Source organism: Nocardia cyriacigeorgica, from assembly GCF_005863245.1.
Taxonomy (GTDB): domain Bacteria; phylum Actinomycetota; class Actinomycetes; order Mycobacteriales; family Mycobacteriaceae; genus Nocardia; species Nocardia cyriacigeorgica_C.
Map to the genome: position 1 here is coordinate 14,769 of NZ_VBUT01000009.1, position 22,528 is coordinate 37,296.

The 22,528-nt window shown below is 70.4% G+C and carries 1 protein-coding gene (running past both ends of the window); it reads left to right on the top strand.

All 22,528 nt of this window come from inside a single coding sequence — locus tag FEK34_RS22055, non-ribosomal peptide synthase/polyketide synthase (protein ID WP_138450595.1), on the top strand. Of the gene's 43,560 coding nucleotides, 12,568 precede the window and 8,464 follow it; the stretch shown corresponds to coding positions 12,569-35,096 — codons 4,190 (partial) to 11,699 (partial); the first complete codon in view begins at nt 3. Both the start codon and the stop codon lie outside the window.

Sequence of the window (22,528 nt, forward strand, 5' to 3'; positions counted from 1 at the left end):
TGACGCCGGTGCAGGAGATCGTGGCCGGCACCTTCGCCGATGTGCTCGGCGTCGAACGCGTCGGCCTCGATGACGATTTCTTCGCCCTCGGCGGCAACTCGCTGGTCGCCACCCAGGTCGCGGCCCGGCTCGGCGCTGCCCTGGACACCCAGATCCCGGTGCGGGTGCTGTTCGAGGCGCCGACGGTGGCCGCGCTGGCCACCCGGGTGGAGTCGTCCGCGGGTGCGGGCGGGCAGGTGCCGCTGGTGCCGCGCGAGCGCGGTGAGCTGGTGCCGCTGTCGCCGGCGCAGCAGCGGATGTGGTTCCTCAACCGCTTCGACAACCAGACCGCCGTCAACAACATCCCGGTCGCCATCCGGCTCACCGGCGACCTCGACCTGGACGCGCTGAACGCCGCCATTGCCGACGTGCTGGCCAGGCACGAAGCGCTGCGCACGGTGTACCCCGAGGTCGAGGGCACCGGCTACCAGCGGGTCCTGCCCGCCGACGAGGTGCGGGTGCGGCTGGCGCCCGAAACCGTCACCGCCGAGGAACTGCCCGCGCGGATCGTCGCGCTGGCGAGCACGTACTTCGACGTGACCACCGCGATCCCGTTCCGGGCCGCGCTGCTCTCAGTCGATCCGCGGACCCATGTGGTGGTGCTGGTCATGCACCACATCAGCGCCGACGGCTTCTCGCTGCGCCCGCTGCTGCGCGATGTGGTCACCGCCTACGCCGAGCGCACCAGAGGTGAGATCCCCGGCTGGGCGCCGCTCGAGGTGCAGTACGCCGACTACGCGCTGTGGCAGCGCGAGGTGCTCGGCGAGGAATCCGATCCGGAATCCGTGGCCGCCCGCCAGATCGCTTACTGGACCGAGCAGCTGCGCGATCTGCCCGATCAGATCGAGCTGCCCGCCGACCGGCCGCGGCCCGAGATCGCCACCAATGCCGGTGGTACGCACACCTTCTCGATCGACGCGGAACTGCGCGGCGAGCTCGAGGAGCTGGCCCGCGCCCATGGCGTCACCCTGTTCATGGTGGTGCACGCGGCGCTGGCGACCTGGGCGGCCCGGCTGTCCAACAGCACCGACATCGCCATCGGCACCCCCATCGCCGGCCGCGGCGAACAGGCGCTCGACGATCTGGTCGGCATGTTCGTCAACACCCTGGTGCTGCGCACCGAGGTGGAACCCGGCGTCGCGTTCGCCGCGCTGCTCGAGCAGGTGCGCCGCACCGACCTGGAAGCGTTCGCGCACGCCGACGTGCCGTTCGAGCGGCTGGTCGACGTCATCAGCCCCGCGCGCTCGCAGGCCCATCACCCGCTGTTCCAGATCGCGCTGACCTTCGAGGCCGCCTCGGCCGCCGATATGGGCACGGTCTCGCTGCCCGGTCTCGACCTGGACGTGGTCGAATTCGATCCGGGCACCGCGAAGTTCGACATCCAGCTCACCGTCGGCGAGATCGGCGACGGCGCGCTGTCGCTGTCGTGGAACTACGCCACCGAACTGTTCGACCCGGAGACGGTCTCCGCCTTCGCCGACCGGCTGGTGCGGATCCTGCGCGGCGTCACCGAGGACGCCTCGATCGCCGTCGGCGATATCGACCTGCTCGGTGAGGCCGAGCGGCTCGACGTCTCGCAGCGGTGGGTCTCCTCGGGCGCCGATGCGCTCGCCACCGAATCCGCCACCGGCATCTTCGGTGACGCCGACGCCACCCTGTCGACCCTGTTCGACGCCGCTGCGGCCGCGCACCCGCATCGCATCGCGGCCCGCTTCGGCGCCGACACCCTCACCTACGCCGAACTCGACCGGCGCGCGAATGTGCTGGCGCGCAGGCTCATCGCCGACGGCGCCGGCCCGGAATCGCTGGTCGCGGTGATCCTGCCGCGGTCACTGGATTTGGTGGTCGCGCTGCTCGCGGTGGTCAAGACCGGTGCGGGTTATGTGCCCGTCGACCCGGCCTACCCGGCCGACCGCATCGCCTATGTGCTCTCCGATGCCGCGCCGACCAGCGTGATCATCGACTCGACGGTGCAGGTGACGGTGCCCGAGCACCTGCCGAGCGTGGTGCTCGACGGGTTCGCCGTCGAGGCCGGCAATGTGGAGGACGCCGACGACGGGCCGATCACCGACGCCGACCGTCGCGCCCCGCTGCACCCGGACCACGTCGCCTACGTCATCTACACCTCCGGCTCCACCGGCCGCCCCAAGGGCGTCGCGGTGGCGCACCGGAATGTGGTGCGGCTGTTCGCCAATACCGATCGCGACTTCGGTTTCGGCCCCGACGACGTGTGGACGCTGTTCCACTCCTACGCCTTCGACTTCTCGGTGTGGGAGCTGTGGGGTCCGCTGCTGTTCGGCGGCACCCTGATCGTCGTCGACTACTACACCTCGCGCTCGCCCGAACAGTTCCTGGAACTGCTGCGCGCGGAGAAGGTGACGGTGCTCAACCAGACGCCGTCGGCCTTCTACCAGCTGGCCGAGGCCGACCGCAATGCCCAGGACGCCACCCCGCTGTCGCTGCGGTACGTGGTGTTCGGCGGTGAGGCGCTGGAGCTGCGCCGCCTCTCGGATTGGGTCGCCCGGCACGGCGACAAGGCTCCGGTGCTGGTCAACATGTACGGCATCACCGAGACCACGGTGCACGTGTCCTACCGTGCGCTGGACGCGGCGACCATCGCCGAGGCCGCGGGCAGCATCGTCGGCCGGGCCATCGCCGGTCTACAGGTGTTCGTGCTCGACAACCGGTTGCGGCCGGTGCCGGTCGGCGTCGCGGGCGAAATGTATGTCGCCGGACCGCAGTTGGCGCGCGGCTACCTCGGCCGGCCCGACCTGTCGGCGGCGCGGTTCGTGGCCAACCCGCTCGGCGACGCCGCGGGCTCGCGCCTCTACCGCTCCGGTGACCTGGCGCGCTGGAACCGCTTCGGCGAACTCGAATACCTCGGCCGCGCCGACGATCAGGTGAAGGTGCGCGGTTTCCGCATCGAGCTCGGCGAGATCGAATCCGCCGTGCTGGCCCAGCCCGGTATCGCCCAGGCCGCGGTCATCGTGCGTGAGGACCAGCCGGGCGATCAGCGGATCGTCGCCTATGTGGTGTCGGATCCGGATACCGCGCCGAACCTGGACCAGGTGCGTGAGGGTGCGGCGGAGCTGCTGCCCGCCTACATGGTGCCCTCGGCCGTGGTGCGGCTGGAATGGATTCCGCTGACCGTCAACGGCAAGCTGGATCGCCGGGCGCTGCCCGCCCCGGCCGTGCAGGCGCGCGCCTTCCGCGCACCGGTCACCCCGGTGCAGGAGACGGTGGCCGCGGTATTCGCCGAGGTCCTCGACCTGCCGCGGGTCGGCGTCGACGACGATTTCTTCGACCTGGGCGGCAACTCGCTGATCGCCACCCGGGTGGTCTCGCGCATCGGCGCGGCGCTCGGCACCACGGTGCCGGTGCGCACGCTGTTCGAGGCGTCGACGGTGGAATCGCTGGCCGCGCGGGTGGAATCGCATACCGGCACCGAGGCCAGGACCCGGCTGACGGCGCGTCCGCGCGCCACCGGCGAGACCGTGCCGCTGTCGTTCGCGCAGCAGCGCATGTGGTTCCTGAACAAGTACGACACCAGCTCGGCCGCCTACAACCTGCCGATCGCGCTGCGACTGTCCGGTGCGCTGGACGCCGAGGCCCTGCGCCTGGCGGTGGCCGATGTGGTGCGCAGGCACGAATCGCTGCGCACCCGCTACCCCGAGCACGGCGGCAGCCCGGTCCAGGTGATCGTGCCGGCCGAGCAGATCCATCTCGACCTGAACCCGGTTCCGGTCGACGCCGGTGAACTGCTCGAGGTGGTCACCGCGTTCGTGTCCACCGGATTCGATGTGGCCGAACAGGTTCCGCTGCGTGCCCGGCTGTACCAGGCCGGCGCCGACGAGCATGTGCTCGTCGTGGTGGTGCATCACATCGCCGCCGACGGCTTCTCGATGGGCCCGCTCACCCGTGACGTGATGCTTGCCTACAGCGCCCGGATCCAGGACAGCGCACCCGGCTGGGAGCCGCTGTCGGTGCAGTACGCCGATTTCGCGCTCTGGCAGCGCGAGGTGCTCGGCTCCGAGGACGACCCGCAGTCGCTGATGGCCCGTCAGGTCGCCTACTGGCAGCGCGCGCTCGACGGCATCCCGGACGAGCTGGCGCTGCCGACCGACCGGCCGCGTCCGGCCGTCGCCTCGCTGCGCGGCGCCACCCTGCACACCGAACTGCCCGGCGAGCTGGTCGCCGCCCTGGACGAGGTGGCTCGCCGTAGCGGCGCCTCGTTGTTCATGGTCATGCACGGCGCGCTGACGGTGCTGCTGTCGCGGGTGTCCGGCAGCAATGACGTCGCCGTCGGCACGCCCATCGCAGGCCGTGGCGAGCAGGCCCTCGACGACCTCGTCGGCATGTTCGTCAACACCCTGGTGCTGCGCACCGGGATCGATCCGGCCGAATCGTTCGCCGAGCTGCTGGAGCGGGTGCGCCGCACCGACCTGGACGCCTACGGCAATGCCGACGTGCCGTTCGAGCGGCTGGTGGAACTGCTGGCGCCGGAGCGTTCGCAGGCCCGCAACCCGCTGTTCCAGGTGATGCTGGCCTTCCAGAACCTCGACCGCACCAGCCTGGAACTGCCGGGGCTTACGGTGTCGGCGCTGGATCTGGAAGAGAACGTCGCCCGCTTCGACCTCCAGTTCACGCTGTCCGAGCACGGCGAGCCCGGCGCGGGCATGGCGTTGGCGCTGACCTACGCCACCGAACTGTTCGACGAGGCCACCGTGGCCGAGATCGCCGCGCGCTGGCGGCGGGTGCTGGAGGCGATCGCCGCCGACGCCTCGATCAGCGTGGGCGCCATCGACGTCCTCGATGCCGCCGAACGCGCGGATCTGGTCTCGCGCACCGGTGAGCCCGCCGTGGCGCCGCGCGTGCTGGCCGACCTGCTGGCCGAGGCCGCCGCGCGCGACCCGAAGGCGCCCGCGGTGGTGTTCGAGGGGACAACTGTCTCTTACGGCGAGCTGGACGAGCGGTCCAACCGCCTGGCCCGGCTGCTGATCGCCGAGGGCATCGGCGCCGAAGACCTTGTCGCCGTTGGCGTTCCGCGTTCGGCCGATTCGGTGTTCGCGGCCTGGGCGGTCGCCAAGACCGGTGCGGCCTTCGTGCCGGTGGACCCGAACTACCCGGCCGAGCGCATCGCGCACATGGTCACCGACTCCGGTTCGCCGATCGGCCTCACCGTCGCCTCGGTGCGGGATGGCCTGCCGGAATCGGCACGCTGGCTGGTGCTCGACGATCTGGACCTCGACGGGTTCGACGGCGCGCCGATCACCGACGCCGACCGGGTGCGCCCGGTGCGGCCGCAGCATCCGGCCTACGTCATCTACACCTCCGGCTCCACCGGCGTCCCCAAGGGCGTCGTGGTCACCCACAGCGGCCTGGCGAACTTCAGCGCCGAACAGATCGAGCGCTATGCCCTCGACTTCGATTCGCGCGCACTGCATTTCGCCTCACCCAGCTTCGACGCCTCGATTCTCGAGCTGCTGCTCGCCATCGGCGCGGGCGGTGCGCTGGTCGTGGTGCCGCCGGGTGTGTACGGCGGCGAGGAGCTGTCGGAACTGATCCGCACCGAGCGGGTCAGCCACGCCTTCATCACCCCGGCCGCGCTGGCCACCTTCGATCCGAGCGGCCTGGACACCCTGCGGGTGCTGGTCGCCGGTGGTGAGGCCTGCCCGCCGGAACTGGTGGCCAAGTGGGCGGTGCCGCTGGACGGCGAGTCCGGCGAGGTCCGCCACTTCCACAACGGCTACGGCCCCACCGAGACCACCATCATGACCAACATCAGCGATCCGCTGGTGCCGGGCGAGACGGTGACCATCGGCGGACCGATCCGCGGCATGCGGTCGCTGATCCTGGATGCCCAGCTCAGGCCGGTGCCGGTGGGTGTCGCGGGTGAGCTGTATCTGTCGGGCGTGCAGCTGGCGCGCGGGTACCACGCGCGGCCGGGGCTGACGGCCGACCGGTTCGTGGCCAACCCGTACGGCGACGGCGAGCGGATGTACCGCACCGGTGACGTCGTCCGCTGGACGCGTGACGGTGAGGTCGAATACGTCGGCCGCTCCGACTTCCAGGTGAAGGTGCGCGGTTTCCGCATCGAGCTGGGTGAGATCGACGCCGCGCTGGCCTCGCACGAAACCGTCGACTTCGCGGTCACCATCGGCCACAAGAACGCCGCGGGTGCGGTCTCGCTGGTGTCGTATGTGGTTGCGGCGCAAGGTCGTTCGATCGACGTCGCGACGCTGACGGCGCACGTCGAGGAACGCCTGCCCGCCTACATGGTGCCGTCGTCGATCATGGTGATCGACCGGGTGCCGCTGACCCCGGTCGGCAAACTGGACCGTAAGGCGCTGCCGGAGCCGGTCTTCGCCACCGAGGTGGTGTTCCGGGCCCCGCGCACGCCGGTCGAGCAGACCATCGCCGAGGTCTTCGCCGAGGTGCTCGGCGTGGAGCGGGTCGGCGTGGACGATTCGTTCTTCGCCCTCGGCGGCGACAGCATCGTCTCCATCCAGCTGGTGTCGCGGGCCAAGGCGCGCGGTGTGGTGTTCACCCCGCGCCACGTCTTCGAACAGCGCACCGTCGCAGGCCTGGCCGCGGTCGCCGAGACCACCGACGGCGCCGCGACGGCGGCGCCCGCGCTGGAAGAGCTGCCCGGCGGCGGTGTCGGCACCATGCCCCTCACCCCGGTGGTGCGGTTCATGGCGCAGCGGCGCGGATCGTTCAGCCGCTTCAATCAGACGCTGGCACTGGAACTTCCGGTCGGCATCGACCGGGCCGGCATCGCCGCCACCGTCGGCGCGGTCATCGACCGGCACGACATGCTGCGCGCGAGCCTGCGCCGATCCGGCGGCGACTGGATCGTGGAGACTGCGGCGCCGGGCACCGTCGACGTGGACGCGCTCATCGACCACACGGTCTTCTCCGCCGACGTCGACGACGCGCAACTGTTCGATCTGGCCGCCACCGCGCTGGACGCCTCGCTGAACCGGCTCGACCCGGCCACTGGCGTGGTGGTCCGGTTCGTGTGGCTGGAACCCGACCGCGCCGACCGGGCCGGGCGCCTTATCGTCGTCGCCCATCACCTGGTGGTCGACGGCGTGTCCTGGCGCATCCTGGTACCCGATTTCGTCGCCGCCTGGGGTCAGCTCACCGCCGGTCAGGAACCGGAACTGGTGGCGCCCGCGACGTCGATGCGGGCCTGGGCGCACGCCCTCGAACGCGAGGCGCGCAACCCCGAGCGGGTCGCCGAACTCGACTACTGGCGTTCGGTGGTCGGCGTGTCCGATCCGCTGCTGACCGAGCGTCCGATGGATCCGGCGGTGGACACCTCCGGCGTCATCGACAAGCTTCAGGTCGAGGTGTCGCCCGAGGTCACCAAGGCCCTGCTCACCACGGTGCCCGCGCTGTTCCACGGCGGCGTCAACGACGGTCTGCTCACCGCGCTGGCGCTGGCCACCGCGGTCTGGCGGTCCCGGCGCACCAGCGGGGTGCGGCCCGACGACTCGCTGCTGATCCGCCTGGAAGGCCACGGCCGCGAGGAAGACATCGTGGCCGGCGCGGACCTGTCGCGCACGGTCGGCTGGTTCACCGCGATCTTCCCGGTGCGCTTCGACCTGCGCGGTATCGATATCGACGGCGCGCTGGCCGGTGGCCCCGCGCTGGGCGCCGCGCTCAAGGCGGTCAAGGAACAGCTGCTGGCGGTGCCGGACAAGGGCATCGGCTACGGCCTGCTGCGCTACCTCAACCGCGACACCGCCGCCGAATTGCCGAATGAGCTGCCCGGCCAGATCAGCTTCAACTACCTGGGCCGGGTCTCCGACGGCGACGTGCCGGAATCGCTGCGCGGTTTCGGCTGGATCCCGGCACCCGAACTGGGTTCGCTCGGCGGTGCCTACGACGCGGATATGCCCGCGATGGCGCCGCTGGACGTCAACGCCATCGTGGTCGGCGACAAGCTGACCGCCAATATCGGCTACCCGTCCACCCTGCTGGACGCCGCGTCGGTGCGCGAGTTCGCCGACCTGTGGGTCACCGCGCTGGAAGCCGTTGCCCGGCACGCCAATTCGACCGGCGCGGGCGGGCACACACCGTCCGACTTCGCGCTGGTGCGCACCGAGCAGCGCGATATCGACCGCTGGGAGCAGCGTTTCCCGGCGCTGACCGATGTGTGGCCGCTGTCGGCACTGCAGTCGGGTCTGCTGTTCCACGCCAGGCTCGCCGCCGATTCGGTGGACGTCTACACCGCGCAGGCGGTGCTGACGCTGACCGGTCGCGTCGACGCCGACCGGCTGCGCGCGGCCGCGCAGGCACTGGTGGACCGCTACGAGAACCTGCGCACGGCGTTCGTCTCCGACCACGACGGCAACCCGGTGCAGGTGGTGCTCGACAGCGTCCGCGTCGACTGGTCCGAATACGACCGCACCGAGACCGGCGATGCCACCGACCTGATCGAGGCCGACCGCATGCGGCGTTTCGATCTGGCCGAACCGCCGCTGATCCGGTTCACCCTCATCCAGGTCGCCGACGCGAGTGCCGAGGGCGGCGCGCGGTGGCAGTTCGTGGTGTCCAACCACCACATCCTGCTCGACGGCTGGTCCATGCCGCTGCTCATGCAGGACCTGCTGGTGCTGTACGCGGTGCACGCCGACGTGAACGCGCTGCCCGCGGTGCGCTCCTACAAGCACTTCCTGGAATGGGTCGCCCAGCAGGACCACACCGCCTCGCTCGCGACGTGGACCGAGGCGCTGCGCGGCATCAGCGAGCCGACCCTGCTCGCCCGCCCGGACGCCGGCCGCGAGATCACCTCGCTGTCGGGTGAGTACCTGTTCGAACTGGACGAGGCCACCACCGCGCGGATGACGGCGCTGGCCGCGGAGCTGGGCGTCACCCCGAACACGGTGCTCCAGGTCGCGTGGGCGATTTTGGTGGGCCGGATGACCGGCAATGATGACGTCCTGTTCGGCACCACTGTGTCGGGCCGCCCCGCTCAGCTGGCGGGCGTCGAGTCCATGGTGGGTTTGTTCATTAATACCGTCCCGGTTCGGGTTCGGTTTGATGCTTCCGAGTCGGTGCTTGATGTGTTGGGCCGGACTCAGGGTGAGCAGGCGGACCTGCTGGACCATCACTATGTTGGGCTTGCCGAGATTCAGTCGGCGGCAGGAATCGGCGGACTCTTCGACACCCTGGTGGTGTTCGAGTCGTATCCGGTTGATGCCGAGGGGATTCAGGCTCAGGCTGCCGATATCGATGGCATGGCGGTCACCGGTTTGGATGCGGCCGATGCGACGCACTACCCGTTGACGTTGATCGCTCAGCTCGATACGCAGTTGCGGATTCGCGCCGGTTATCTGCGGGATCTGTTCGATGAGCAGACCGTGCGGCGGATCGCCGACCGGTTGATTCGGGTGCTCGGCACCATCACCGCCGAACCTGCTGTTGCCGTGGGCGAGATCGAGCTGCTCGATGCCGCCGAGCGGGAGCTGGTGGTCTCCGGCTGGAACGACACCGCGCATGCGGTGGACGACGCCGCGACGCTGGTGTCGATGTTCGAGGCGCAGGTCGCGCGCACGCCCGACGCGCCTGCTGTCACCTTCGAGGGGACAACTCTGTCCTACGCGGAGTTCGCCTCCCGGGTGAACCTGCTGGCCCGCTGGCTGATCGAACGCGGTGTCGGCGCGGAATCGTATGTGGCGCTGGGCATGCGGCGCTCCATCGACCTGGTGGTCGGCATGTACGCGGTGAGCATGGCCGGTGGCGCGTATGTGCCGCTGGACCCGGATCATCCGGCCGAGCGCACGGAATACATCCTGGCCACCGCCGATCCGGTGTGTGTGCTCACCTCGGGTGACGATCTGGAGATCGACACCGCGCAGGTGCGCATCGACCTGCTGGATCTGTCCGGCTACACCGACGGGCCGATCACCGACGCCGAGCGGCGCAGCCCACTGCGGCCGTCGAACACCGCCTACGTCATCTTCACGTCCGGTTCGACCGGTCGCCCGAAGGGTGTGGCGGTGTCGCACGGCGCGATCGTCAATCGTTTGGTGTGGATGCAGTCGGCGTACCAGTTGGATGCCTCCGATGTGGTGTTGCAGAAGACGCCCGCGACGTTCGACGTGTCGGTGTGGGAGTTCTTCTGGCCGTTGCAGATCGGCGCGCGGCTGGTGGTCGCGAAGCCGGACGGGCACCGCGATCCCGCCTACCTGGCCGAGATCATCACGGCCGAGGGCGTCACGGTCACCCACTTCGTGCCGTCCATGCTGGCCGTCTTCGTGGCCGACGCGGCTGCCGCGCGGTGTGATTCGCTGCGCATGGTCTTCGCTTCCGGTGAGGCGCTCTCGCCCAAGCCCGCGCACCGGTTGCGTGAGCTGACCGGCGCGGCGCTGCACAACCTGTACGGCCCGACGGAGGCCGCGGTCGACGTCACCTTCCACGAAGTGACCGACGCCGACACCGACACCGTGCCGATCGGTGCGCCGGTCTACAACACCCAGGTCTACGTGCTCGACGCGCGGCTGCGGCCGGTGCCGGTCGGTGTCGCGGGTGAGCTGTACCTGGCGGGCACCCAGCTGGCGCGCGGGTACGTGGCCCGTCCCGATCTGACCAGCGACCGGTTCGTGGCCAACCCCTTCGGCACGTCCGAGCGCATGTACCGCACCGGTGACCTGGTGGCCTGGACCGCCGACGGTGAGCTGGAGTACTTGGGCCGCACCGACTTCCAGGTGAAGCTGCGCGGTCTGCGCATCGAGCTCGGCGAGATCGAGGCCGCGCTGAACGGGCTCGACGAGGTCGCCCAGTCGGTCGTGGTGGTGCGTGGCGATCAGCACACCGGCGATCCGCTGGTGGCCTATGTGGTCGCGACGCCGGGTGTTCCGGTGGATACCGAAGCGCTGCGCGAGGAACTGGGACGGCAGCTGCCTGCCTACATGGTTCCCGCCGTGGTGATGGTGCTCGACGAGTTCCCGCTCAATGCCTCCGGCAAGCTGGACCGCAAGGCGCTGCCCGCGCCGGTGTTCGAGGCCGCGGTGTTCCGCGCCCCGACCACGCCGGTGGAGGAGATCGTTGCCACCACCTTCGCCGATGTGCTCGGCCTGGACCGGGTGGGCCTGGACGACGATTTCTTCGCCCTCGGCGGCAACTCGCTCAGCGCCACCCAGGTGGCGGCCCGGCTCTCGGCGGCGCTCGACACCGATCTCGGTGTGCGCGAGCTGTTCGAGGCGTCCACGGTCGCCGCACTGGCGGCCAGGGCCGAATCCCGCGCTGGTGCCGGTGCGCGGGCCGCGCTGGTGCCGCAGCAGCGTCCCGAACTGGTGCCGCTGTCGCTGGCCCAGCAGCGGATGTGGTTCCTCAACCGGTTCGATCCCGAATCGGCGGTCGACAACATCCCGGCCGCGGTGCGGCTGTCGGGTCTGCTCGACCGGCAGGCCTTGCAGATCGCCGTCGCCGATGTGCTGGCCCGCCACGAATCGCTGCGCACCTTCTACCCGGAGATCGACGGCACCGCCTACCAGCAGGCCGTGCCCACCGCGAAGGTGATCCCGGACCTGAGCCCGGTCGAGGTCGCCGAGGCCGAGCTGCCCGCCCGCGTCGCCGAACTGGTGCGCACCGGCTTCGATGTCACCACCGAGGTGCCGTTCCGGGCCCGGCTGTTCGAGATCAGCCCGACCGAACACGTGCTCGCCCTTGTGGTGCACCACATTTCGGCCGACGGCTTCTCCATGGGCCCGCTGACCCGCGACGTGATGACCGCCTACGGCGCCCGCGTCGAGGGCGGCGAGCCGGCCTGGCGTCCGCTGGAAGTGCAGTACGCCGACTTCGCGCTGTGGCAGCGCGAGGTGCTCGGCTCCGAGGACGATCCGGAATCGGTGATCGCCGAGCAGATCGACTTCTGGACCCGCACCCTGCGCGGGCTGCCCGAGCAGCTCGACCTGCCCGCCGACCGGCCGCGCCCGGCCGTCGCGTCCGGGCAGGGCGCCACCGAGGTCTTCGAGATCGACGCCCAGACCCATGCCAAGCTCACCGAGCTGGCGCGCACCCGTGGCGCGACGCTGTTCATGGTCACCCACGCGGCGCTGGCGGTGCTGCTGTCGCGGCTGTCGGGTGAGCCCGATATCGCCATCGGCACACCGGTCGCCGGTCGTGGCGAGCGCGCGCTCGACGATCTGATCGGCATGTTCGTCAACACCCTGGTGCTGCGCACCGAGGTCGACGGCGGCGCTACCTTCACCGATCTGCTGCGCACCGTCCGCTCCACCGATATCGCGGCCTTCGGGCATGCCGATCTGCCATTCGAGCGGCTGGTGGAGATCCTGAACCCGGCGCGGTCGCAGGCGCGGCACCCGTTGTTCCAGGTGATGCTGTCGTTCCAGAACACCGGCCAGAACAGCCTGGAATTGCCGGGCTTGACGGTCAGCGGCGTCGATCTGCCGATCGATGTGGCCAAGTTCGATCTGCAACTGGTGCTCTCGGAGAACGGCGAGAACGGCGGCATCACCGCCGAACTGATCTACGCCACCGACCTGTTCGACGCCGCCACCATGGTCGAGTTCGGCCGCCGCTTCAACCGGCTACTCGCGGCCGTGGCCGCCGAACCGGACCGCGCCATCGGCGATATCGATCTGCTCGACGCCCGCGAAACCGACCGCGCCCTGCGCGCCTGGAACGAGACCGCCCGCGATCTCGGCGACGCGTCCACCCTGGTGGCCGAGTTCGCCGCGCAGGCCGCCGCCACCCCGGACGCGGTCGCGCTGGTCGACCCGGCGACCGGAACATCATTGAGCTACGCCGAATTCGGCGAGCGGGTGCACCGGCTGGCCAGGCACCTGATCGGCATGGGCGTGGGCCCGGAGAGCCTGGTCGCTCTCGGCCTGCGCCGGTCGGTGGATCTGGTCGTGGCCATGTACGCGGTGCATGCGGCCGGCGGCGGTTATGTGCCGCTGGACCTGGATCAGCCGGCCGAGCGCATCGATTACGTGCTCGACACGGCCGCGCCGGTGTGCGTGCTGACCACGGCGCGTGACGGTTTCGACGCCACAGGTCTGTCGACGGTGGTGCTCGACGAGCTGGACCTGTCCGGCTACGACGCGTCCCCGGTGACCGACGCCGAGCGCATCGCGCCGCTGCGGCCGCAGCATCCGGCCTACGTCATCTTCACCTCCGGTTCCACCGGCCGCCCCAAGGGCGTGGCCGTGCCGCATGCGGCCGTGGTGAACCAGATCCGCTGGATCACCGGCGAATACGGCATCGGCGCCGACGATGTGGTGCTGTTCAAGACCCCCGCCACCTTCGACGTGTCGGTGTGGGAGCTGTTCGGGCCGTTGTCGACCGGCGGTCGCATGGTGATCGCGAGCCCGGACGGGCATCGCGACCCGCAGTACCTGGCCGAGGTGATCGCCGCCGAACGCGTCACCATGACCTCGTTCGTGCCGTCCATGCTGACGGTGTTCGCCGGCAGCGTCTCCGCGGCCGAACTGAGCTCGCTGCGGCTGCTGTTCATCGCCGGTGAGGCGTTCACCAGCGACGCGGTCGAGGCGATCCGCCGGGTCAGCACCGCCGAACTGCACAACCTCTACGGCCCGACCGAGTTCACCGTGCACGCCACGGCCGCCCCGGTCGCCGCCGAGGTCGACGGCGCGGTGCCGATCGGTCTGCCGGTGTGGAACGCGCAGGCCTACATCCTGGATTCGCGCCTGCACCCGGTGGTCCCCGGCGCGGCGGGTGAGCTGTACCTGGCCGGCGATCAGCTGGCGCGCGGCTACGTCGGCCGGGCGGATCTGACCGCGGATCGCTTCGTGGCCAACCCGTTCGGCACCGGCACCCGCATGTACCGCACCGGTGACCTGGTCACCCGTGGCGCCGACGGCGCCATCACCTACCTGGGCCGCACCGACTTCCAGGTGAAGCTGCGCGGTCTGCGCATCGAGCTCGGTGAGATCGAGAACGCGCTCACCGCACACGAATCGGTCGCCCAGTCGGTGGCGATCGTGCGCTCCGATGCCCGCACCGGCGATCTGCTGGTGGCCTATGTGGTGCCCGCGGGCGGCGCGAGCGTCGACCTCGACGCACTGCGTACCCACCTGTCCGGTCGCCTGCCGTCCTACATGGTCCCGGCCGCCATCGTGGTGCTCGACGCCATGCCGCTCAACCCGAACGGCAAGCTGGACCGGCGCGCGCTGCCCGAACCGGAGTTCGAGGCCCGCGAGTTCCGCGCGCCGTCGACCCCGGTCGAGGAGATCGTGGCGAACACCTTCGCCGAGGTGCTCGGCCTGCCCGGTGAACGCCCGGTCGGCCTGGACGACGATTTCTTCGATCTCGGCGGCAACTCGCTGATCGCCACCCAGGTTGTGGCCAGGCTCGGCGCCGCCCTCGACACCCGCGTCCCGGTGCGCACCCTGTTCGAGGCCCCCTCGGTGGCCGCGCTGGCCGCCAAGCTGGAATCGCACGCCGGTACCGGCCGCCGCCGCGAACTCGTCGCCGGGCCGCGCCCGGACGAGGTGCCGCTGTCGCTGGCACAGCAGCGCATGTGGTTCCTCAACCGCTTCGACAACCAGACCGCGGTCAACAACATCCCGCTCGCGGTCCGGCTCACCGGCGCCCTCGACACCGGCGCGCTGTCGCTGGCCGTCGCGGACGTGATCGACCGGCACGAGGTGCTGCGCACGGTCTACCCGCAGACCGCCGACGGTCAGGGCGTGCAGGTGGTCCTGCCCGCCGGGCAGCATCGCCTCGACCTGACCCCGGTCGACGTCGCGCAGGCCGAGATCACCGACCGCATCAGCGAATTGGTGCTCACCGGCTTCGACGTCACCGCCGAGGTCCCGGTGCGGGCCGAGTTGTTCCACGTGGTGGACGCCGAGGGACCCGAGACCCACGTGCTGGTGTTCGTGGTGCACCACATCTCCGGTGACGGCTGGTCGGTGCGTCCGCTGGCCCGCGACGTGATGGTGGCCTACGCGGCCCGCACCCGCGGCGAGGCTCCCGGCTGGGCGCCGCTGCCGGTGCAGTACGCCGACTTCGCGCTGTGGCAGCGCGACACGCTGGGTTCGGAGGACGACCCGTCCTCGCTGATCGCCCAGCAGGTGGCCTACTGGTCGAACACTCTGGCCGGGCTGCCCGAGCAGCTGGACCTGCCCGCCGATCGGTCCCGGCCCGCGGTGGCCTCCAACCGCGGCGAGGTCTACGAGTTCGGCATCGACGCCGAACTGTTGCGCGGACTCAACGCGCTGGCCCGCGACCACGGCGCCAGCCTGTTCATGGTGGTGCACGCGGCCTTCGCGGCACTGCTGTCGCGACTGTCCGGCAGCGACGACATCGCCATCGGCACCGCCGTCGCCGGACGTGGCGAGGCCGTGCTCGACGACGCCATCGGCATGTTCGTCAACACCCTGGTGCTGCGCAGCGAGGTGCGCCCGGACGAGCCGTTCACCGAGCTGCTCGCCCGCACCAGGGAAACCGATCTCGCCGCCTTCGGGCACGCGGATCTGCCGTTCGAGCGGCTGGTGGAGATCCTCAACCCGGCGCGGTCGCAGGCGCGGCATCCGCTGTTCCAGGTGATGCTGTCGTTCCAGAACACCGGCGAGACCACCTTCGAGCTGCCCGGCCTCGAGGTCGCCGGGCTGCCGCTGGATGTGGTGACGGCGAAGTTCGACCTGCATCTGAACCTCACCGACGCCGGCGACGGTATGAACGCCGAATTCGCTTACGCCACCGACATGTTCGACCGCGACACGGTCGCCTCGCTGGCCGAGCGGCTGCTGCGGATGCTGCGTGCGGCCGTGGCCGAACCGGCCGCGGCGATCGGCGATACCGACCTGCTGGACACCGGTGAGCGCGAGCGGCTGGTGCGGGAATGGAACGCGACCGACTTCGACGTGCCCGCCGCGCTGTCGGCGAGCCCGTCCGGCACCGATCCGGCGACGCTGGTGGCGATGTTCGAGGCACAGGCCGCCCGCACCCCGGACGCGCCCGCGCTGACCTTCGCCGACACCACCCTGACGTACGCCCAGTTCAGCGCACAGGTGAACCGGCTGGCCCGGCATCTGATCTCGCTCGGTGTCGGACCGGACACCCATGTCGCGCTGGGTATGCGCCGCTCGATCGAACTGGTCGTCGGCATGTACGCGGTGACCGTCGCCGGTGGCGCCTATGTGCCGCTGGACCCGGATCATCCGGCCGACCGCACCCGCTACGTCCTCGACACCGCCGCCCCGGTGTGTGTGCTGACCACCGCGGCCGACGAGTTCGACGCGGGGGATCGGACCGCGCTGGAGATCGAGGCGCTGGATCTGTCCGGCTACTCGGCCGCCCCGGTGACCGATGCCGAGCGCACCGCGCCGCTGCTGCCGACGCATACCGCCTACGTCATCTTCACCTCCGGTTCGACCGGTCGCCCGAAGGGTGTGGCGGTGCCGCACGCGGCGATCGTCAACCGCCTGGTGTGGATGCAGTCGGCGTACCAGTTGGATGCCTCCGATGTGGTGTTGCAGAAGACGCCCGCGACCTTCGACGTGTCGGTGTGGGAGTTCTTCTGGCCCTTGCAGATCGGCGCGCGGCTGGTCGTCGCGAAACCGGACGGCCACCGCGACCCCGGCTACCTGGTCGAGCTGATCACCGCCGAGCGGGTGACCACCACCCACTTCGTGCCGTCGATGCTGTCGGTGTTCGTCGCGGAAGAGCGCGCCGACGAATGCACCAGCCTGCGCAACGTCTTCGCCTCCGGTGAGGCCCTGCCCGCCGCCACCGCGCAGCGGATGCAGGAACTGACCGGCGCCCGGCTGCACAACCTGTACGGCCCCACCGAGGCCGCGGTCGACGTCACCTTCCACGAGGTGACCGAGGCCGACACGGTGTCGGTGCCGATCGGCGCGCCGGTGTTCAACACCCAGGTGTACGTGCTGGACGCCCGCCTGAACCCGGTCCCGACCGGCGTCGCGGGCGAGCTGTATCTGGCCGGTGTGCAGCTGGCGCGCGGTTATGTGGCGCGCCCGGATCTGACCGCGGATCGGTTCGTGGCCAACCCGTTCGGCACCGGTGAGCGCATGTACCGCACCGGTGACCTGGTGGCCTGGAACCGCGACGGTGAGCTGGAGTACCTGGGCCGCACCGACTTCCAGGTGAAGCTGCGCGGTCTGCGCATCGAGCTCGGCGAGATCGAGGCCGCGCTGACCGGCCTGGACGAGATCGCCCAGGCGGTCGTGCTGGTCCGCTCCGATGACCGCCTCGGCGATCAGCTGGTCGGCTACCTGGTCGCCACCGCGGGCCAGAGCATCGACCTGGACAGCGTTCGCGCCCGGCTCGGCGCCGAACTGCCCGCTTACATGGTGCCGACGGCGTTCGTGGTGCTGGATGAGTTCCCGCTCAACGCCTCCGGCAAGCTCGACCGCAAGGCGCTGCCCGCGCCGGTGTTCGAGGCCAAGGCGTTCCGTGCGCCGTCCACCCCGATCGAGGAGATCGTCGCGGGCACCTTCGCCGACGTGCTCGGCGTGGCCAGGATCGGCCTCGACGACGATTTCTTCGCCCTCGGCGGCAACTCGCTGCTGGCCACCCAGGTCACCGCGCGACTCGGCGCGGCCCTGGACACCCAGCTGGCGGTGCGCGATCTGTTCGAGGCGTCCACGGTGGCCGCGCTGGCCAACCGGGTCGAGCGCAATGCCGGGTCCGGCCGGGCCCGCCCCGAACTGACCGCGGGGGAGCGGCCGGAGCGCATTCCGCTCTCGCCCGCCCAGCAGCGCTACTGGTTCCTCAACCAGTTCGACACCTCCACCTCCGCGGTGGACAACATTCCGCTCGCGGTGCGGCTGTCGGGCCGCCTGGACGTCGGTGCGCTGGAACAGGCCATCGGCGACGTCTTCGCCCGGCACGAGGTGCTGCGCACCATCTACCCGCGTTCGGCCGAGGGCCCGCACCAGGTGATCGGTTCGGCGGAGCGGTACGCCCCGCACCTGACGGTGATCGCGGTGCCGGAATCGCAGCTGGTGGCCAAGGTCATCGAATTCGCCATGACCACCTTCGACGTCACCGTCGAGGTGCCGCTGGCGGTGGCGCTGTTCCGCATCGTCGCCGACGACACCGGCGTCGCCACCGACGATCACGTGCTGGCGTTCACCGTGCACCACGTGGCCGCCGACGGCTCCTCCATGGGCCCGCTGGCCCGCGATGTCATGGCCGCCTACGTGGCCCGCGTCAACGGTGACGCCCCGCAGTGGGCGCCGCTGCCGGTGCAGTACGCCGATTACGCGCTGTGGCAGCGCGCGGTGCTCGGCGACGAGGACGATCCGGAATCGCTGGCCGCCAAGCAGGTTTCGTACTGGAAGGCCACCCTCGCCGATCTGCCCGATCAGCTGGAACTGCCCGCCGACCGGCCGCGTCCACCCGCACAGTCGTTCCACGGCAAGGCCATCCGGTTCGAGATCGATCCGCAGCGCCACGCCCGCCTGCACGAACTGGCGCGGGCCAACAACGCCTCGCTGTTCATGGTGGTGCACGCGGCGCTGGCGGTGCTGCTGTCGCGGCTGTCGGGCACCGATGACATCGCCGTCGGCACCCCGATCGCCGGTCGCGGTGAGCGCGAACTCGACGACCTGATCGGCATGTTCGTCAACACCCTGGTGTTCCGCACCCCGGTGACGCCGGGCGCGCGGTTCACCGAGCTGCTCGCCGATGTGAAGGAACGCGACCTGGAGGCGTTCGCCAACGCCGACGTCCCGTTCGAGCGGCTGGTCGAGGTGCTCAACCCGGTGCGTTCGACCGCGCGCAACCCGCTGTTCCAGGTGGGCCTGTCGTTCCAGAACCTGGCCGAGACCACCTTCGAGCTGCCCGGCCTCTCGGTCAGCGCGGTGAACTTCGATTCGCAGCTGGCCAAGACCGACCTGCACGTCACCCTGTACGACCGCTACGCCGACGACGGCACCCCGGCCGAGATCATCACCGAATTCGGTTATGCCATCGACCTGTTCGACGAGTCGACGGTGCAGAGCTTCGCCGACCGTTTCGTGCGGGTGCTCGACGCGGTGGTCGAGGACGCGTCCGTGCCGGTGGGCGAGATCGATCTGCTGGCGCCGGCGGAGACCGAGCGCATCGTCACCGAGTGGAACGACACCGCGCATGAGGTCGACGCCTCGGCCACGCTGGTCTCGCTGCTCGACGCGACGGTGGCCGCGACCCCCGAGGCCGTCGCCTTGGTGGCCGACGAGCCGACCGGCATCCGCGAAATCACCTATGCCGAGCTGGACGAGCGGGTCAACCGCCTGGCCCGCTACCTGATCGGTCGCGGTGTCGGACCGGAGGACCGGGTCGCGCTGGCCATCCGGCGCAGCGCCGACCTGGTGACCGCCATGTACGCGGTCGCCAAGGCCGGTGCCGCCTACGTGCCGATCGATCCGGATCAGCCGGCCGAGCGCACCGACTACATCCTGTCCACCGCGGCACCGATTTGCGTGCTGACCACCGCGCGCGACGATTTCCGCACCGACGCGGCCGACACCGTGCGTATCGATGAGCTGGACCTGTCCGGCGTCGCCGCCGCACCGGTGAGCGCCGGCGAGCGGCGCACGGAGCTGACCGCGGCGCACACCGCCTACGTCATCTTCACCTCGGGTTCGACCGGCCAGCCCAAGGGTGTGGCGGTGCCGCACCGCGCGATCGTCAACCAGTTGCTCTGGGAGACGGCCGAATACGCGCTCGGCGCCGACGACGCGATCCTGCTGAAGACGGCCGCGACCTTCGACCTGTCGGTGTGGGAGTTCTGGACGGCCGCCGTCTGCGGTGGGCGTCTGGTGATCGCCACGGCCGACGGGCACCGCGATCCGTCCTACCTCAACGAGCTGATGCGCGGCACCGGCGTCACCACACTGCATGTGGTGCCGTCGATGCTGGACGCGCTGCTGACCGAGTCCGGCAGGCAGCTGCCCGAGAGCCTGCGCCGGGTCCTTGCCATTGGCGAGGCGCTGCCCGCCGCGACCGCACAGCGGTTCCTTGCCGGAAACGACAGCGAGCTGTTCAACCTGTACGGCCCGACCGAGGCGGCGGTGTCGATCACCAGCCACCGCGTCACCACGGCCGACGACCTGACGGTGCCGATCGGCGCCCCGGAATGGAACAGCCGGGTCTACGTGCTCGACGCGCGGCTGCGGCCGGTGCCGGTGGGCGTGTCCGGTGAGCTGTACCTGGCGGGCACCCAGCTCGCGCGCGGCTACTTCGGCCGCGCCGACCTGACCGCCGACCGCTTCGTCGCCGATCCGTTCGGCACCGGCGAGCGGATGTACCGCACCGGTGACCTGGTGGCCTGGAACAGCGACGGCGAGCTGGAGTACCGGGGCCGCACCGACTTCCAGGTGAAGATCCGTGGCTTCCGCATCGAGCTCGGCGAGATCGAGGCCGCGTTGCTGCGGCAGCCGAACATCAGCGCCGCCGCGGTGCTCGCGCACACCGACCCGAACATCGGCGACCGGCTGGTGGCCTACGTGGTGCCCGCCGGCGGCGCGATCGAGCAGCGGGAGCTGCAGGCGGCGCTGGCGGCGGAACTGCCGTCGTACATGGTGCCGTCGGTGGTGGTCGAACTCGACGCGCTGCCGTTGAACGCCAACGGCAAACTGGACCGAAAGGCCCTGCCGGAACCCACCTTCGAGAAGGCGGTGTTCCGCGCGCCGGTCACCCCGATCGAGCAGATCGTGGCGAATGTGTTCGCCGAGGTGCTGCGGATCGCGGATCGCCCGGATTCGCAGGACAAGCGGCTCGGCCTCGACGACGACTTCTTCGCCTGGGGCGGTAACTCGCTGCTGGCCACCCAGGTGGCGGCCCGGCTGGGCGAAGCGCTCGACACCCGGGTGCCGGTGCGGCTGCTGTTCGAGGCGTCCACGGTGGCCGCGCTCGCGGTCCGGGTGGAGCAGCACGCCGAAGCCGGCGGTCGTAAGGCGCTGGTCGCGGGTCCGCGTCCGGCGGAGATCCCGCTGTCGCTGGCCCAGCAGCGGATGTGGTTCCTCAACCGCTTCGACACCGACTCGGCCGCCTACAACGTGCCGATCGCGGTGCGCCTGAGCGGCGATCTGGATATCGCGGCGCTGCGTGCGGCGATCGCGGACCTGGTCACCAGGCACGAGATCCTGCGCACGGTCTACCCGCAGCACGACAGCGGTCCGGTGCAGGTGATCCTGCCGCCGAACCGGGCGATTCCGCGCTTGGACGTGCGGGTGATCCCGGCCGATGAGATCGAAGCCGCCGTGGTGGAGCTGACCTCGACCATCTTCGACGTCACCACCGAGGTGCCGATGCGGCTGGCGCTGTTCCAGGTCGCCGACGACAACGGCTCGCCGCGCCGCGAATACGTGCTCGCCATGGTCGTGCACCACATCTCCGGTGACGGCTCCTCGGTCGGCCCGCTGACCAGGGACCTGATGACCGCCTACGCGGCCCGCTCGGGCGGCGAGGCGCCGAACTGGGCGCCGCTGGCGGTGCAGTACGCCGACTACAGCATCTGGCAGCGCGAGCTGCTGGGCGATGAGAACGATCCGAAGTCGCTGGCCGCCAAGCAGGTCGCCTACTGGGCCGACGCGCTCGCCGACCTGCCCGATCAGCTGGATCTGCCGTCGGACCGTCCGCGTCCGGCCGTGCAGTCCTTCGCCGGCGGCAAGGTGGAACTGCACGTCGACGCCGACACCCACCGCGCGCTGATCGAACTGGCCCGCGCCGAGGGCGCGACGCTGTTCATGGTCGTGCACACCGCACTCGCGGTGCTGTTGTCGCGGCTGTCGGGCACCGACGACATCGCCATCGGCACCCCGATGGCCGGTCGCGGTGAGGCCGTGCTCGACGACCTGATCGGCATGTTCGTCAACACGCTGGTCTTCCGCACCCGCGTGGACGCCGGCGAGCCGTTCACCGAGCTGCTCAACCGTCAGCGCGATATCGACATCCAGGCCTTCGCCAATGCCGACGTGCCGTTCGAGCGCCTGGTCGAGGTGCTCAACCCGGTGCGTTCGACCGCGCGGCATCCGCTGTTCCAGGTGGGTCTGTCGTTCCAGAACCTGGCCCAGGCCGGCCTGGAACTGCCCGGACTCGCGGTGTCGGGGCTGGATATCGACACCCAGCTCTCGCAGTTCGATCTGCACCTGATCGCCACCGACCGCTACGGCGACGCGGGTGAGCCCGCCGGTATCACCGGCTTCTTCACCTACGCCACCGATCTGTTCGATCACGGCACGGTGCAGGGCTTCGTCGACCGGTTCGCCCGCTTGCTCGGCGAGATCGTCGCCGCGCCGCGCACCCCGGTCGGCGATATCGAACTGCTCGACGGCGCCGAGCGCACCCGTCTGGTGGCGGGCCGCAATGCCACCGAGCACCCCGTCGACACCGAGGCCACGCTGGTCTCGCTGCTGGACGCCACGGTGGCGGCGGCGCCGAAGTCGGTCGCACTCGTCACCGACGACGGCACCCAGTTCACCTACGGTGAACTCGACGCCCGCGTGAATCGCCTTGCGCGGCACCTGATCTCGCTCGG